15 protein-coding genes are annotated in these 14,167 nt (G+C 38.2%); 13 read left to right on the forward strand and 2 right to left on the reverse strand.

All coding sequences use genetic code 11. The annotated features are described in order from the left end of the window. Window positions 1-33: 33 nt before the first annotated feature. From CJ739_RS08560 to CJ739_RS08610, 10 genes are all read left to right on the forward strand, one after another. Window positions 34-768 carry a hypothetical protein gene (locus CJ739_RS08560; protein ID WP_117174342.1) on the forward strand — a complete coding sequence of 245 codons (735 nt, stop codon included), beginning with the start codon at window positions 34-36 and terminating at the stop codon, window positions 766-768. 3 nt (window positions 769-771) lie between these two features. Further along, window positions 772-1,431, forward strand: coding sequence for a fibronectin type III domain-containing protein (locus CJ739_RS08565; RefSeq protein WP_117174344.1), 660 nt, complete (start codon window positions 772-774; stop codon window positions 1,429-1,431). 205 nt (window positions 1,432-1,636) lie between these two features. After that, window positions 1,637-2,623, forward strand: a complete 987-nt coding sequence (locus CJ739_RS08570; protein WP_117174346.1) for a hypothetical protein — start codon at window positions 1,637-1,639, stop codon at window positions 2,621-2,623. After that, window positions 2,613-3,077: a hypothetical protein gene (locus CJ739_RS08575; protein WP_117174348.1), complete on the forward strand. Its 465-nt coding sequence runs from the start codon at window positions 2,613-2,615 to the stop codon at window positions 3,075-3,077. Before CJ739_RS08570 ends, CJ739_RS08575 begins: the two co-directional genes overlap by 11 nt. Window positions 3,078-3,096: 19 nt before the next feature. Further along, window positions 3,097-4,374, forward strand: a complete 1,278-nt coding sequence (locus CJ739_RS08580; protein ID WP_117174350.1) for a hypothetical protein — start codon at window positions 3,097-3,099, stop codon at window positions 4,372-4,374. A gap of 23 nt (window positions 4,375-4,397) precedes the next feature. After that, complete coding sequence (locus CJ739_RS08585; RefSeq protein ID WP_236951634.1) at window positions 4,398-4,700, forward strand: hypothetical protein; 303 nt, start codon at window positions 4,398-4,400, stop codon at window positions 4,698-4,700. Further along, entirely contained in the window at window positions 4,690-5,151 is a 462-nt protein-coding gene (locus CJ739_RS08590) for a PulJ/GspJ family protein (protein WP_236951635.1), read from the forward strand. Before CJ739_RS08585 ends, CJ739_RS08590 begins: the two co-directional genes overlap by 11 nt. Next, a complete protein-coding gene (locus CJ739_RS08595; protein ID WP_117174354.1) occupies window positions 5,151-6,284 on the forward strand; it encodes a type II secretion system F family protein in 1,134 nt (377 codons plus the stop codon). The genes CJ739_RS08590 and CJ739_RS08595 overlap by 1 nt, the downstream gene beginning before the upstream one ends. Then, window positions 6,281-6,910: a Hint domain-containing protein gene (locus CJ739_RS08600; protein ID WP_117174356.1), complete on the forward strand. Its 630-nt coding sequence runs from the start codon at window positions 6,281-6,283 to the stop codon at window positions 6,908-6,910. Before CJ739_RS08595 ends, CJ739_RS08600 begins: the two co-directional genes overlap by 4 nt. A 257-nt stretch (window positions 6,911-7,167) precedes the next feature. After that, the gene (locus tag CJ739_RS08610) at window positions 7,168-7,596 is read left to right on the forward strand and encodes a hypothetical protein (RefSeq protein ID WP_162880172.1); all 429 of its coding nucleotides are present in this window, start codon (window positions 7,168-7,170) and stop codon (window positions 7,594-7,596) included. A gap of 411 nt (window positions 7,597-8,007) precedes the next feature. Here CJ739_RS08610 and CJ739_RS08615 read toward each other — a convergent pair whose 3' ends face one another. After that, window positions 8,008-10,428, reverse strand: coding sequence for an aminotransferase class I/II-fold pyridoxal phosphate-dependent enzyme (locus CJ739_RS08615; protein ID WP_117174363.1), 2,421 nt, complete (start codon window positions 10,426-10,428; stop codon window positions 8,008-8,010). Between the two features lie 479 nt (window positions 10,429-10,907). Between CJ739_RS08615 and CJ739_RS08620 the strand changes: the two genes are divergently transcribed. Next, window positions 10,908-11,285, forward strand: coding sequence for a DUF7793 family protein (locus CJ739_RS08620; RefSeq protein ID WP_117174365.1), 378 nt, complete (start codon window positions 10,908-10,910; stop codon window positions 11,283-11,285). A 52-nt stretch (window positions 11,286-11,337) separates the two neighbouring features. Beyond that, entirely contained in the window at window positions 11,338-11,982 is a 645-nt protein-coding gene (locus tag CJ739_RS08625; RefSeq protein ID WP_117174367.1) for a hypothetical protein, read from the forward strand. Window positions 11,983-12,099: 117 nt separating this feature from the next. Here the strand turns inward: CJ739_RS08625 and CJ739_RS20595 are convergent, their stop codons facing one another. Next, on the reverse strand, window positions 12,100-13,464 hold the full coding sequence (locus CJ739_RS20595; RefSeq protein WP_117172267.1) for a transposase: 1,365 nt from the start codon (window positions 13,462-13,464) through the stop codon (window positions 12,100-12,102). 112 nt (window positions 13,465-13,576) lie between these two features. Here CJ739_RS20595 and CJ739_RS08635 point away from each other — a divergent pair, with 112 nt between their 5' ends. Next, entirely contained in the window at window positions 13,577-13,996 is a 420-nt protein-coding gene (locus CJ739_RS08635) for a helix-turn-helix transcriptional regulator (protein ID WP_162880173.1), read from the forward strand. The last annotated feature ends 171 nt before the right edge of the window (window positions 13,997-14,167 follow it).

Here is a 14,167-nt window from a genome sequence, read left to right on the forward strand (position 1 = left end):
GCATATTTTTATCAACTAAAATTAAGTAAAAATATGTTCAAAAACTTTTTAAGTGCCGGATGTGTGCTATTGCTTGTAACAAGCTGTAAAACAATAGCCATAGATCAAGTGTCCCAAACCAATACCACACAACAGGTCGTTCTGGGAAGTATTGGTTTAGAAAAAGATTTCATTTTACAAAGTGAATTTAACAACACATCCATTCCAGCCTATAAAACACCCATAAAGGTTTCTACAATAGTAACGCCATTCACTAAACAGACCCTTAGAGTATTTGCCAAAGCCAATGCTTTACAAGCAGCTGATGTAAACGTTAACTATGTCGATTCCATTAAAACAAAGCCTAATTATGTCAAGTTACAAATAGCCGATAAGGTTGCCGTAATACATGCTTTAAACAATGAAGAAAACACTGCCGTAAAAAAGTATTTAAGTTATAATGCCGATGTTCATATTATAACCAGTATCTCACTAGCACTAAACCAACCCGATTTAGATGCTATTACAAAAGCAGACGCTGTATTTCTTGTTGAAAAAGGATATAAAACCTATGCACTGCAACTTTATAAAGACGCCGTAAAAACACAAACAATTCCATTTAACCAAGGCGTGGTATTTGCTTTTAAAGGATCCAATTGCTGTTGGCAGGCAAACAAATACCACAAGCTTGAGATTGTGGATTTAGTAAGTGACTATAATAGTTGTCCCAATAACACCTATCGTTCTGCTAAACGTTCAGAAAAAAAGATACATACTTTAAACTACTAGAAAATGAAAAAACTACTATTATTAGTTGCAACACTGTGCTTTTTCAATTGTGATGACATTATTGAAGTCGTAGATATTTCAGAAGAAACCGTAACGGTTTTAGCGCCTAGGGACGGTGTGCTGGTAGACGAAGCCAGTGTTACATTTACTTGGGATGCCGTTGAAGAAGCCGAAAGCTATAAAATACAAATAGCAAAACCAAGTTTTGAAGCTGCCACACAAATAGTAACGGACTCTACCGTAACGAGCACTTTTTTTAATAGACTACTGGATTCCGGTAATTATGAGTGGCGCATACGGGCGGAAAACTCAGGTTATGCAACACTGTTCACAACCCAAAAATTCACGGTTTCTGCACCAGACCCTGTCGATATTACAAATGAGCAACTGGTTATTTTGACTCCAACAGATGGGAATACCTTCTTAACAACCGACACCATCAATTTTTCTTGGGAAACAATTGAAGGCGCAGACCAATATGTGATACAAATAGCCACCCCGGATTTTGATAACCCTGTAGAAACCATTAAGGATGAAACCATAACAAATACTAGCTTTTCAGTTTCCAATTTGAGTGCAAACACATATAAATTTAGAGTAAAAGCTAAAAACTCTGGTTTTGAAACGGGTTATATGGAAATTGGGTTTACGGTGAATGAATAGTTATTTTAATTGATAAATAGTTAAGTAATTTTTAAAAAACAATAATATGAAGCACCCGTGAGAATAGCATTCACATACACGAGGATGATTATTCAGGGAGCATGCCTGTGCTGAGCATTAGCGAGATGCAAAATATATTTTGCAGCAAAGGTAGCAAGTGAAGCTTGTCGAAGCATGACCAAATTAAAACAATAAATATAAACAGATGAAAAATACAATCAAGTTTCTTTTTTTTATAACAGTGAATACTGTTTTTTCACAACAAGCCATTACAGATACAGGTACAAATGTTGGGATAGGTACAACAACCCCAGATTCAGAATCTAGATTGCATGTTGTATCTCCAAGTGGAGTTACGGATTTTACCATATTAGCGACATCTGTTGGTGTAAATAACTGGTCTGGTTTTTATCAGGATGCTTTAAATAATTTTAAAATACAGGCTAGAGATGGATCTGGAATATTGAAAGCGAATATTGCTAGTAGCGGTGATAGTTGGTTAAATGGGGGGAATGTTGGTATTGGTACAGCAAGTCCATCAAGTAAATTACAAATTTCGGGACAAATAGATGGTGATTTTAATGGGTTAGTTATAGATAATAGAAAGAATTATGGCACCAACTCAGGTACAAATGAAACAAGTAGATTGTTATTAACACTATCTGAAAATGGAGCTCCTAATCCCCTAAGTAGAGTTTTTGGTATTATGGAAGCCGCCACACTTTCTGAAACAGACTCAAGCAACGGAAGATTATCGTTTTATGTAAGACAAAATGGAAATGCAGAAGAAAAGGTAAGAATTCTATCTAATGGCAACGTAGGCATCGGCACAACAGACACCAAAGGATTCAAATTAGGGGTTCAAGGAAAAATAGCTGCTGAAGAAGTAAAAGTCGCTATGTATAGTAATTGGGCAGATTTCGTTTTTGAAAACAGCTATAACCTTCCAACCCTAAAAGAAGTAGAGCAACACATCAAAGAAAAAGGGCATTTAAAAGACATCCCAAGTGCAGAGGAAGTAAAAGAAAACGGTATCTTTTTAGGTGAGATGGATTCTAAACTGTTACAGAAAATAGAAGAGTTAACGCTTTACACCATCAACCAAGAAAAACGAATTGAGGCACTGGAATCTAAAAATGAAAAATTACTACTATTAGTAGAAAAATTACTTAATAAAAAAATTGAAGAATAAAACAAAAACATACCTGTTATTGGCGGCCGTTCTGGCCATCTGGGGCATCATCGGATTTAAGATAATGTCCACATTAAATCCAGAAGCCCCAGAAGTCAAGAAACAAGATGAAATGGTCGTCTTTACGCCAAAGAGCCATGCCGCCAAGGATACCTTTAGCATCCAGCCGGTTCAACGCGACCCCTTCCTGGGCACGTTGTACGCCAAAAAACAGGAAAGCACTACCCCAAGAACCACCAAGCCAAAAGAAGCCTTTGTCTGGATCTCAATCACCTACCACGGCACCGTTTCTAAACAGGACAGCAAGGAAAAACTGTGCATACTGTCCATAAACGGACAGCAGCACATCATGAAAATAGGGCAGGAGGTCCAGGAAGTAAAACTGGTAAAGGCCAGCAATACTGAAATTTTGGTCAACTACAAAGGCCAAAGGAAAACAGTCCCCAAACAATGAAACACCTATTTTCACATCTATGAAAAGGCAAAAAGTAAAAGCCGGTGCCCTGCAGCTGACCATGTTCATCGTGGTAGTTGTAGCTGTGCTGTTGGCTGCCTTTATTATTTTGGTCCATACCCACAAACAATTTAAAATAAAAACCGATTTTGTATTGGAAACCATTGAAAACGCCAATAAAGGCATCAGCTATGTACTTCAAAACGATATCAGGCAAAACGACACCTTGCAAATCAACCAACAAGACGAAGACTATAAAACAGTAAAGGTACACCGTGATTATTGGGGGCTCTTTGAAAAAGCCACCGCCATGTCAAGAATAAAAACCCATACGTTTATAAAAACCGCCCTCATAGGAGCCAGACAGCCCCGACCCGAAGGCATTGCCCTGTACGTCGAAGACCAGAACAAGCCCCTAGTGGTTGTAGGGAACACCAAAATCCAGGGACTCGCCCATATCCCCAAACAAGGCGTCCGGACAGGCAACATATCGGGACACTCCTATTACGGAAGCCAGCTTATATACGGCACGACAAGAACAAGCGCCGAGTTTCCGGAAATTTCAAAAGCAACCCAGGAACAGATTAACACAATTCAGGATAACATAGACCAAATCGAACCCAGCCAGTTTTTGGACCTAGGTAAAACCAAAAAACAACAAAACTCATTTTTAAACCCATTACAGGTTCTCTATAGCAGCAGGGACATTACCCTGTCCGACATATCACTCACAGGACATATCCTGGTACAGTCCAGAACAAAGATCACCGTGGAAGCCCCATCCGACCTAAAGGACGTGGTACTGGTAGCACCCATCATCGAAATAAAAAACAACACAAAAGGCACTTTTCAAGCCATCGCAACCAAAGAAATAATTATCGGGGAACACTGTAGGCTCGATTACCCCTCCGCATTCGTTTTAAATGAAGAAGAGGACAACAAAAACCCAACGGAAAACACAGGTCATGCCAAGGAAACCCCTGCCATAAAGATCGGTAAGGGCAGTACCGTAAAGGGTGCCATTGTCTATTTGGGAACTACGAAGAACCACAGGGCACAAGTGTTCATTGACGAAACCGTTACCGTGACCGGCGAAATATACTGTAACAGGAACCTAGAGCTTTTGGGAACGGTGCACGGCAGTGTCTTCACGTCCAATTTTGTAGCAAACCAATCCGGATCCTCCTACCAAAACCACCTCTACAATGGCAGCATTACAATAGAGGCCCTGCCCCGGGAATATATAGGCCTAACATTAGAAAACCAAAAAAAAGGCGTACTAAAATGGCTCTACTAAAGAAAACAAACGCATCCACCCTCATGGAAACCCTGGTCGCCTCGGTACTGATCGTGCTGGTATTCATGATTACCAGTATGATACTGAACAACATGTTCTCAAACAGTATCAAAAACAACACCCGGAACATGGATGCCCACCTAAACGAACTGGAATACCTGTACAAAAGAGAAAAACTAACAGTTCCCTATCAAGACGATTATAAAGATTGGCAAATCACTGTTGAAGCCATCACAGAAAACGGAACCCATAGCGTCCGGTTCGAGGCACTGAACAGCACCACCAATAAAAACATTACAAAAACAATCCATGAAAATGACCCATAACAAAATACAGGCCTTTACCATAAGCGAAATGGTCGTGGTCCTGATACTCACCAGTATCGTTGTGGGATTGGCATTTTCGGTGTTGACCCTGGTACAAAAACATATGACCGGCATCCAGCAAAACTTTGCGAACAGCACCGAGCTCAATAAGCTCGAACAGTCCCTATGGCTGGACTTTAACAGATATTCAAGAATCAAATACGATCCCATGGAAGAAAAAATAACCTTTGCAAACGACATCGATTCCATAACCTATCGGTTCCACGACAGCTACATCACCAAGACCATGGATACCTTCCACATCCAACTGCAGCATAGGACCATGTACTTTGAGGGCAGCACCATAGGCACCGGAACCATGGACGCCATAAAACTGGAAACCAGTAAAGCATACCAAACCCAAACCCTTTTCATATACAAGGACAACGACGCAATTCCCTTTTTAAACTGATGGCATTCAATCTGGACAACATAGAAAAACAAGCACCCGCTATAAAAGAACCAAGCACAGGCACCTCCTTTCTAAAGAAAGAGATCGTCCTGTTCGACAGAACGTTCTCCAATAAGGTAAAAGAAGACCTGTACACCGAACTGAGCGTCCTGCTAAAAGCGGGTATCACCCTAAAGGACGGCCTGGAGCTCATACAGAGCTCGCACAAAAAGAAACAGACCAAAGCGGCCCTGCAAGAGATCTATAATGCCATAATATCGGGCGAAAGCCTATCGGAAGCACTGAAAAAACAAAAACAGTTCACCGATTACGAATACTATTCCATAAAGATCGGTGAGGAAACAGGCACACTGTTCCAGGTCACCGAACAACTGGGGAACTTCTATGCAAGAAAGAACGAACAGCACAGAAATTTGGTCAGTGCCCTGACATACCCCGTGATCATATTAAGCACCGCCGTTCTGGTCGTGGTCTTTATGCTGAGGTACGTCGTGCCCATGTTTCAGGATATCTTCAGGCAACAGGGCGTGGAACTCCCGGCAATCACCAAGTTCATCATAAGCCTATCGGAATTTGTGGGCAGCTACGGGTGGCTAATGCTCGTGGCGATTATCGCCATGATGGCCTCAAAGCCCCTGTTCAACAAAAACAAACGGTACAAGCAGTTCAAGGACACCCTTATACTAAAGCTCCCCTTTATCGGCAACTTCGTAAAGGCCATTTACCTGTCACAGTTTACGCAGGCTGTGTCCCTATTGACCGCATCCAAGGTCCCCGTGGTGAACAGCATCCAGTTGGTCAAGCAAATGATCGACTTTTATCCCCTGCAGCACGCATTGGAAACAGTGGAACAGCACATTCTGAGAGGGCAGTCCCTAAGCCAAAGCCTAGGCCAGCACGAGCTCTTTGACGATAAGATGATCGCCCTGGTAAAGGTCGCCGAGGAAACCAACCAGACCGAATTCATTTTTGACAGGCTCAATATGCAGTACAACACCCAGGTGCAGCAGCAGTCCAAAATGCTGTCCACCATCATGGAGCCGTTTATAATTCTCATAGTCGGTGTGCTGGTGGGCGTTATCCTGATTGCCATGTACCTGCCGATGTTTAAGTTGAGCAGTGTGATGGGGTGATTGCTCTTAAAGCATTAGAAACTAATTCTGACTTAAACAAATCTTTAGTATATGTATATGGTACTGCTGAAATAAGTGCCGCAAAATTGACTTTAGAAAATACTGCTCGAATGACAAGGATAGCTGGTTTTGCAAAAGGGTTAGGCACTATAGGTAATATAGCAGGAATGATTCCAGCAACAAATGATATGCTTATCAATGGAAATGTCAATGGTGATAACTTTGTTGATTTTATGATAAGCGGAACTGCCTTTGCCCCTGGTGGATGGATATTGGCCCCTGTATTTCAATTGTATGCTAATGATGTTAGAAATGACCCCAATAAGGAAAAAAGAATTAAAATGATAGAAATGCAGACAGGACAAACACCGATGAGTATAGGAGCAAATTGTTTTGCGGAAGGTTCTCAAGTGTTGATGGGAGATGGAACTACCAAAAACATTGAGTTTATACAAGTTGGAGATGCTGTTTTAACATATGATTTTATAAAAGAAAAAATGGAAATTAATCTTGTGTTAAAAGTTGATAATCCTATACACCATAAACTCGTAAAGGTTGTTTTTTCTAATGGAGAGGAGATTATTAGTACAGAAGATCACCCGTATTACGTTAAAGATAAGGGTTAGTGCTCTTTCAATCCTGAGAAAACACTAAAGAATTATGGTATAAAAACAATGATATTGAAAGTTTCTGACTATTGTTTAACAAATAAAGGAGATGGGTTAAAGAAAATTAAGATTGTTCGAATTACACAATTTGAGAAAACAATAAAAACTTATAACCTTTCTAAAATCTCTAATAGCAGTAATTATTTTGTAAATAGTATTTTAGTGAATAACGAGGATATTGACGAACTAGAAGATAAAAGATAAAAATGAAATTGATGAACTTTTTTGATTATGTCTATTATAGGTCTTATTCTTTATATAAAAATATTTTGGGAGATAGTACTCCTATGCTATATGCCCTTTGTGTAGTTTCTTTAATGCAACAATTTAATGTATTTACTATGTTATATTTTGCATATGTCTATTTAGATTTAAATATGAATATCAATAAATATGTTCTTTATGCTTCATTTTTAGTTTTCATTATCCCAAATTATTTAAGATATTCAAAGTTTAGCTATGAGCAGATGGATGAAAAGTGGAGAAATGTCTCTAAAAACAAAAAAATACGGGGTACAATTTTTATGGTATTGTATATAATATTATCAACAATAGCTATTATAACTACAGCTATTATTCTTGGTAAAGTAAAAAGGGGGAGATTTAAGGTCTTGAAGGAGGTATTGTTGCCCGCTGTTCCCTAGTATACGCTACCGCTAGTTTTTATGTAGTGCCGTAACGAGCAAGAAATAAAAACAAGAGGAAACCACAATGTAAAAGTTGTGGTTTTTTTGTGGCAAAAAAGAGCCAGAAAACGGCAAAACCCTAAAAACCCGCTGCACGAAGTTGTAACTTCTCTATAATTATAAAACAAAAACCACAATCCTATTAAGTAGGATTGTGGTTTTTCTGTGATGAAAACAGTAAAAACAGCGAAGATTCTATAAAGCTCCTTATGAATCAGAACAGAAATTTTATCAATTTAAATATCTAGAACTGGTCTTATAAAATTTGTCCAACTTTTTGTTTTTAAGTCTAGTTTTCTCGCTAAAAACTTAAACGCACGGTTTTTCTTTAAATACGTCACTGTAATTTCTTTTTTGGTTGTCCAAAGCTTAAGCGGTATTGGTAGATCCATTAAGCTCTAAGATGCTCATAAATTCCAAAGTATAGTTATCGAAAGTCTGTATGTAGGCATATTTTTCCGTAATCTTGGCTCCTAGTTTGCGTTTCTCAAAACTGGCGGTCATTCCCAAATCGATATGCTTGAATTTTAGTTCAATGGCACGCTTTATGGTTTGGTACAGCAATTGGCGATAGGTGTAATATTCTGTTAGGTAGCTATAATCCATGCCGACAAAGGATGGTACATACGTATGGCCGCCATTGTTGTAGCAGAGCATCACGCCTATCATTTTATCGGGAGAATCCAGTAAACCAATGGTTATGAATTCCCAATTGGGATGCTCTGACATATTTTTGAATAATTTTTCCGGAAAGGGAAAAGTGTTCAATCCTAAATTGTTTTGATGTACGTTGTTATATAGAGCCTCAACTTGTTTTAACTGGTCTGCATTACAGCTTTTCAGTATGTCGATTTTCAACAACGGCTCATATGCGAGAATCTCTTTCCGTAAATGCTGCCTGTTTCTTGACGATAGTTTTGCGCCATAGTCTTCAATGGTTTCACGTGCTTTTAAATCGATTTTACAGGAATCGGGCATTTGTACCCGTACAAATCCTTGCCCTTGAAAATACGGATGCAGGGTTTCATTTTCCGAAAAGTCCCTGAGCACAATCATTTTTGCATGGCATTGTTTTTCTAAGGTTTCCATAGTCTGCATCATGGCATTTAAGGCTTCTTGCTTTAATGGATGTTCGTGATCGATGTAAAGATGTGTTCCCTCTGTAAATAATGATCCCATACTGAGAACTAGGGAGCTTAGGTAATAAGGGTCCGTTTTTCGAGTCTTTTCAATGAGTTGGGAGGCACTGACATCTGCTAACATATCATCTTTCCATAATCCCAAAGTGAAATATGTTGATAGTATGGGGTGTTGGTTCTGGTCATAGATCATTAAGTACCAAAACTTCCAGTTATGTTCCTTTAGAGGGTTGTTACTAAAGGTGTTTTCAAGAAATTCAAGGCCTTCCCAATCAAAGACACCTTGGTTTCCCTGCAATGTGTTCCAAAGGGCTTTGTCTATTTTTGTTATGGAATCTTCAAGTTGCACTTTAACGGTATGATTTGATGCTACTATTTTGTTTGGTTTGACATCTCGCTTAAATGCTTGGTTTACGCGAAGGGCATTGGTATGGGTGTCTTCCAACGCTTTGGGATAATGATAGACCATGGCCTCCACCAATGCTTTGATCTCCTGTTTTTGGTTGTGTCTGGATATGGTGATGCGTACACCCGTGTTTTTGACGGGTACGGCTGGAAATATTCCCAGATTGACATAAAACCCTTCTTTCATCAAGCGGTTGACAAAATTATAGCCCGTTTTGGGCATGCCCGTGCCGATAAAAAATACGGGGGAATTGTTTTTGTCGATTAGTGGCAGTTCGGTATTTTCCAAAAGACTATTAAAATACTGGATGCGCTCCCTTAAATCGTTTTGAAGCTCATGGATTTCCGGTGTCAAGTGGATTTCCGCGGAGGCGGTGGCTGCTGCTACGGAAGCCGGTTCCAATTGAGCCGAAAAGGTTAAGGGCCCGCCAAAGGTCTTTATCTCTTGGTACATTTTTTTATTGGAACAGACCAATACGGCACCACTGGCTCCAAAGGTTTTGCTCAGTGTTCCAAATAATAGCACGTTCTCCGACAGCGAACCGAGTTCGCCCAGTGCGTAGCCCGTACCGTTTTTTCCGGTCCAGCTCATCCCATGGACATCGTCGATATAAAGGTGCAATTGAGGGTATTTCAAAGCGAGTGTTTTTAAATCACTTAAGGGCGCATAATCTCCGTACATCGAATAGATGCCGTCTGCCATATACCAGATTCTTTGATGCTTATTCGAATGGTTTTTTATTTTCTTTTCCAGCATATCCATATCGTTGTGCCGTATCATGTCTATCGTTACACTTCGGTTTTTTAAAACCTTTGCGGCACTTTGTACGCTCCAATGTACCTGATGGTCCAGAATGATGGCATCCCGGTCATTGACGGCATTGGGTATAACCCCCAAATGTCCCAACGTACTGTTCTTGGTGATGATGATTGGGTTTTGGTACATGTCCGTGACTTTCTCCTCCAATTGCTTGTAAAGCGGATTGGAAATATAGGATTTGGACAAGGGAAACTGTGTACCATACTTGGTTATGGCATCTATTGCCGCGGCTTTTAATCTGGGGTCTTGTTCCAATCCCAAATATCCAGTGGTTCCAAAATGGTACAATTGCCTGTTTCCTACACCTATGGTGCGTCCGCTAAAGGTGTCTCCTTCAGCATACAAGTGCAATACACCTTCTTGCTTTGCATCCGTAAATACTTCATTTACAGTGTCTAAAAAATTGTTGTGTTTGATTTTTGCCATGTTCCGAAAGTTTTAGTAATTCAATCTATCTACAGATAAAATGATGAAGCTAGAAAAATTTAATGGTGTAATCTTGTTATGATGTTAGAAATACAACAAAAAATCCTTTTCAGATAAGTTTTAATCCCTTTCAGGTAAGTTTTATTTGCTGCAAATACGTTATTCTTAAGGAAGTAAAATACCGGTTGTTTTTAATTTAGTTAAAAACTTATAAACAATTAACTTTTATGAAGTTTAGAAGTTAGTATGTCTAGCTAAAGCATTGAAAACAAGTCATGGTAAAATGGAATAAGAAGCCTTTATATAATTGTTAAGTACGGGTTTTCCACAGTTGTATTAAAATAATTCTTATTATATTTGGTTTGTTTTAATGTGTTTCAAATAATTTCCTCTCAAGATTAAGATTAGCACAAAAAATAGTTAAGTCATAAATCACACTTTTACAAGTATGTTATTTTGAAGATCGAAATTATAGCCTCATGTTGAATAATTATATAGAAAATGAGTACGCCAAGCTGTGGGTAGAAAATGACATTCTTTTTGTTGTTTACAAAAGTGATGTTTCTATAGATCTGGCTGGCGCTATAAAAATTGTAGAAGACCGACTCTTTTTACAGGAAGGTAAAGCTTTTTTAATTTTTTGTGATATGAGAGGCGTTAAAAGTGCAGATAAAGCTGCAAGAAATTATTTAGCACTGGAAGGTTCGGTTCTAATTAAAGCTGTTGCCTTATTAATTAATAATCCATTGTCTTATATAATATCAGGTTTTTACCTTAAAACAAGTAAGCCCATTATTTTTACCAAGGTATTTACCGACGATGCCGAAGCTTTAGCATTTTTGCGCTCCTTTACCTAAACTAATTTTTTGATTTTTTGGGTGTAAAACAGTAAAACTAAATCTATGTATAATGCTTGATAAAGATAAAATGGAAAGGCTAAAACAAATTCACAACATTCTTATGGAGTTTGCGAGCGGAAATTTTGCGTATAGGCTTGAAAGAACCAACTTGAACGATGACATTGAAGCACTAGTAGAACTGGTTAATATGACCTTAGAAGAAATAAAATCCTTTTTTCTACATCAAGGCTATGTAAACGTACATGAAACTTATAAGTACGTTGTACAAATATTTTTTCTATTGGATAAAAAGGAAACAATCACAGCATATAATTCTCAAATCAAACAATTATTGCTTTTTGATGATAGTGAATTACAAGGAAAGCCGTTTTCTTCATTTTTGACTCAAGATTCTAAATTAGAATGGGATCGTTTAACCTCTAGGTTAGTGTCCACAGACCAGGATTCTCACGAGGAATATATTGTATTGTCTTTTAAAACCAAACAACATTTAACTTTGACAATAAATTGCTTGGTGGGCAAATTTATTGATGAAATTAGTCAATCTGAAAGAATCATAATAACGTCCATAGAAATTATTAAGAGCAGCAAGGAAAGAGAAACAGCGTTATGGAAAACGATAACCTCTGGAAAGGCACATTCAGAAGTAAGAGTACTTTTGAGTAAAACTAACATAAAAAATGACCGATTTTGATTTTCAAAATCGGTCATTTTTGTTATTTGGAGTTTTTTAAGGATAATTTTATAGAAAAGAATGCGTTTTTGTTTCCAACAGGACACAAGTATCCCATCGAAGTTAGCTTTCGTTTTTTTAAGCAGCTAAGTTTTTAAATCGAGAGCTGTAAATTCTTCTTCCAATTTCAAGAGCATTGGCTGTATGGATTCCGAAGAAAATCCAGAGAATCTCGCTCTTTTGGGTTTTGGCCTTGATCTTTTTCAGGTTGTAATGTTCTTTTTCTTTACCAAAGCTTCCTTCAAGACGTGTGGAACGTTCTTTTTTGATTTCTCTGGCCAAAATTTTACGCTGTTCTTCGTTTTTACCAGCCTTTCCTTTTCTGATAAAATCGGTCTGGATTTTGCGACTTGAGGTAAATGTTCGGTTTTTATTGGTAGCATAAATAGCATCTGCCCCCAGTATTTTTATTTTAGTCTTGGTCAGGTTTTGGGCGCAAGATACACTGCTCTGCAAACGGGTCCCTTCATTGAAGGCACGGTACTGGATATGCTCAATAAAATTGATTCCGTCTATTTGAACTTTGTTCACTTTTGCTCCAAATTCTACCTGTTTGGTTTCTTTGCCCCGCACAATTGGACGAATGTAACTTTTGCTGATGCTTACGATTCTATCGGGAACACTTTTTCCTGTTTTAAATATTTGTGCCTGTTGCCGGTAAACTTTGGCAATAATGGATCGTTGTCGCTTGTATTTAGCGGTGGATTCAAATGGATATTGATTTTCTATCTGACCCAGTGCACCGTTAAGTTTGTACAGTAATTTCAGTAACCCTCGGGTTACTTTTGTGCGGTATTTGGATTGTTTCTTTCGTTTTTTCGAATACTCGTTATAGCGTCTGCACCAATCCAGATATTTGGTCCTGGGCAATTTGATTTTCAAAGTGCGGCATAAGGATTCCATTTGTCTGTAGTTCCACTGAACGCATTCCCAAAGCAATTTCTGATTGGTTGGAAAACGCACTTCGCTCTCGTAACAGGTCGCATCGGTAAACATTTTGTCCAGGTCCTTCATATAAGGAATCCAGTTCTTGGCAAGTACTTCTTGGGATCTTCTAATATTTAAACCCTTGGAAAGCTCCATCCTGATTTGGCTCACGATCTTAAAGTTGGTCAGCGGTTTATCGATGGGAATTAGAATATCGCAAAAAAACTGCATGAAAATATTTCCATTCAAAAGCTCGATCAGTTTCTTGTCCGAGCATCCATAATAGTTTTTGAGCATCATCAGGGCAATTTTCCCTTTGGGACTAAAATAGCAATGGGTTCCTTTTTTAGAATCTTTCAATTTGAAAGATTGACCAAGCTCGGAAAAAGGCGTGGAAAGGTAAATTTTGCCCAAATCGGTTTTTAGAAATTGGGCATAAAATCCATCAAAATCTTTATTGATGGCGAAAATTGGAATTTCGTATTGAAATTCGCTTAAACGTATTATTTTTGGCATCACACTTTAAAAGAAAACCCCGTTTTTGGCCCGTTTGGAGCAATTTCGGGGTTTGTTCCTTCTAATATAATACCTATTTTATTGAAAAACAATAGTTTATATTATTATGAATATGCCTGGAAAGAAAAACAATAAAAAGGCTAAGAAATCCCTCTATGCTACTAAGCAAAATAAAGACTCTCGCCTAAATTCATCAGATATTAGAAAAATTCGGCAGATTCATGATTACATTCTAAAAAATCTAGAGAAACCACTTTCGCCATTAATAGAATTAGCCCATACTTTTGGAACCAATGAATATAAAGTAAAGCAAGGATTTAAGCAACTATATGGACAAACTGTTTTTCGTTTTTTAATAGATGAAAGGTTAAGAAAAGCAAGCGTTTTGGTCCAACATTCCGATATTCCTTTAAAAGAAGTGGCTCATATAACAGGTTTTATAAGTGTCCCACATTTTTCCAAAGCTTTCAAGAATAAATATGGCTATACCCCAAGGGATTTGAGAAAGCAATCCTATAAAAGTTCTTTATGATTTGAAGCGGTTTATAATGTACCTCCTTTTGTAATTTCATTTTTCTTGAAGCAATATTGCAAAAAATCCCTTTAGGATAAGTTTTAATCCCTTTCAGGCAAGTTTTATCATCGACATTTGTGCCTGCTTATCAATAATTAGTAATTGATTTCGGTTGCGCCAATCACTATT

It is taken from the genome of Mariniflexile sp. TRM1-10 (assembly GCF_003425985.1).
Taxonomy (GTDB): Bacteria; Bacteroidota; Bacteroidia; order Flavobacteriales; family Flavobacteriaceae; genus Mariniflexile.

Bases quoted from the DNA above. Each gene is read 5' to 3' on its own strand.
- CJ739_RS08610 (WP_162880172.1), top strand. From the start codon at position 7,168: ATGAACTTTTTTGATTATGTCTATTATAGGTCTTATTCTTTATATAAA.
- CJ739_RS08585 (WP_236951634.1), top strand. From the start codon at position 4,398: ATGGAAACCCTGGTCGCCTCGGTACTGATCGTGCTGGTATTCATGATT.
- CJ739_RS08570 (WP_117174346.1), top strand. From the start codon at position 1,637: ATGAAAAATACAATCAAGTTTCTTTTTTTTATAACAGTGAATACTGTT.
- CJ739_RS08560 (WP_117174342.1), top strand. From the start codon at position 34: ATGTTCAAAAACTTTTTAAGTGCCGGATGTGTGCTATTGCTTGTAACA.
- CJ739_RS20595 (WP_117172267.1), bottom strand. From the start codon at position 13,464: ATGCCAAAAATAATACGTTTAAGCGAATTTCAATACGAAATTCCAATT.
- CJ739_RS08635 (WP_162880173.1), top strand. From the start codon at position 13,577: ATGCCTGGAAAGAAAAACAATAAAAAGGCTAAGAAATCCCTCTATGCT.
- CJ739_RS08625 (WP_117174367.1), top strand. From the start codon at position 11,338: ATGCTTGATAAAGATAAAATGGAAAGGCTAAAACAAATTCACAACATT.
- CJ739_RS08620 (WP_117174365.1), top strand. From the start codon at position 10,908: ATGTTGAATAATTATATAGAAAATGAGTACGCCAAGCTGTGGGTAGAA.
- CJ739_RS08590 (WP_236951635.1), top strand. From the start codon at position 4,690: ATGACCCATAACAAAATACAGGCCTTTACCATAAGCGAAATGGTCGTG.
- CJ739_RS08595 (WP_117174354.1), top strand. From the start codon at position 5,151: ATGGCATTCAATCTGGACAACATAGAAAAACAAGCACCCGCTATAAAA.
- CJ739_RS08580 (WP_117174350.1), top strand. From the start codon at position 3,097: ATGAAAAGGCAAAAAGTAAAAGCCGGTGCCCTGCAGCTGACCATGTTC.
- CJ739_RS08565 (WP_117174344.1), top strand. From the start codon at position 772: ATGAAAAAACTACTATTATTAGTTGCAACACTGTGCTTTTTCAATTGT.
- CJ739_RS08615 (WP_117174363.1), bottom strand. From the start codon at position 10,428: ATGGCAAAAATCAAACACAACAATTTTTTAGACACTGTAAATGAAGTA.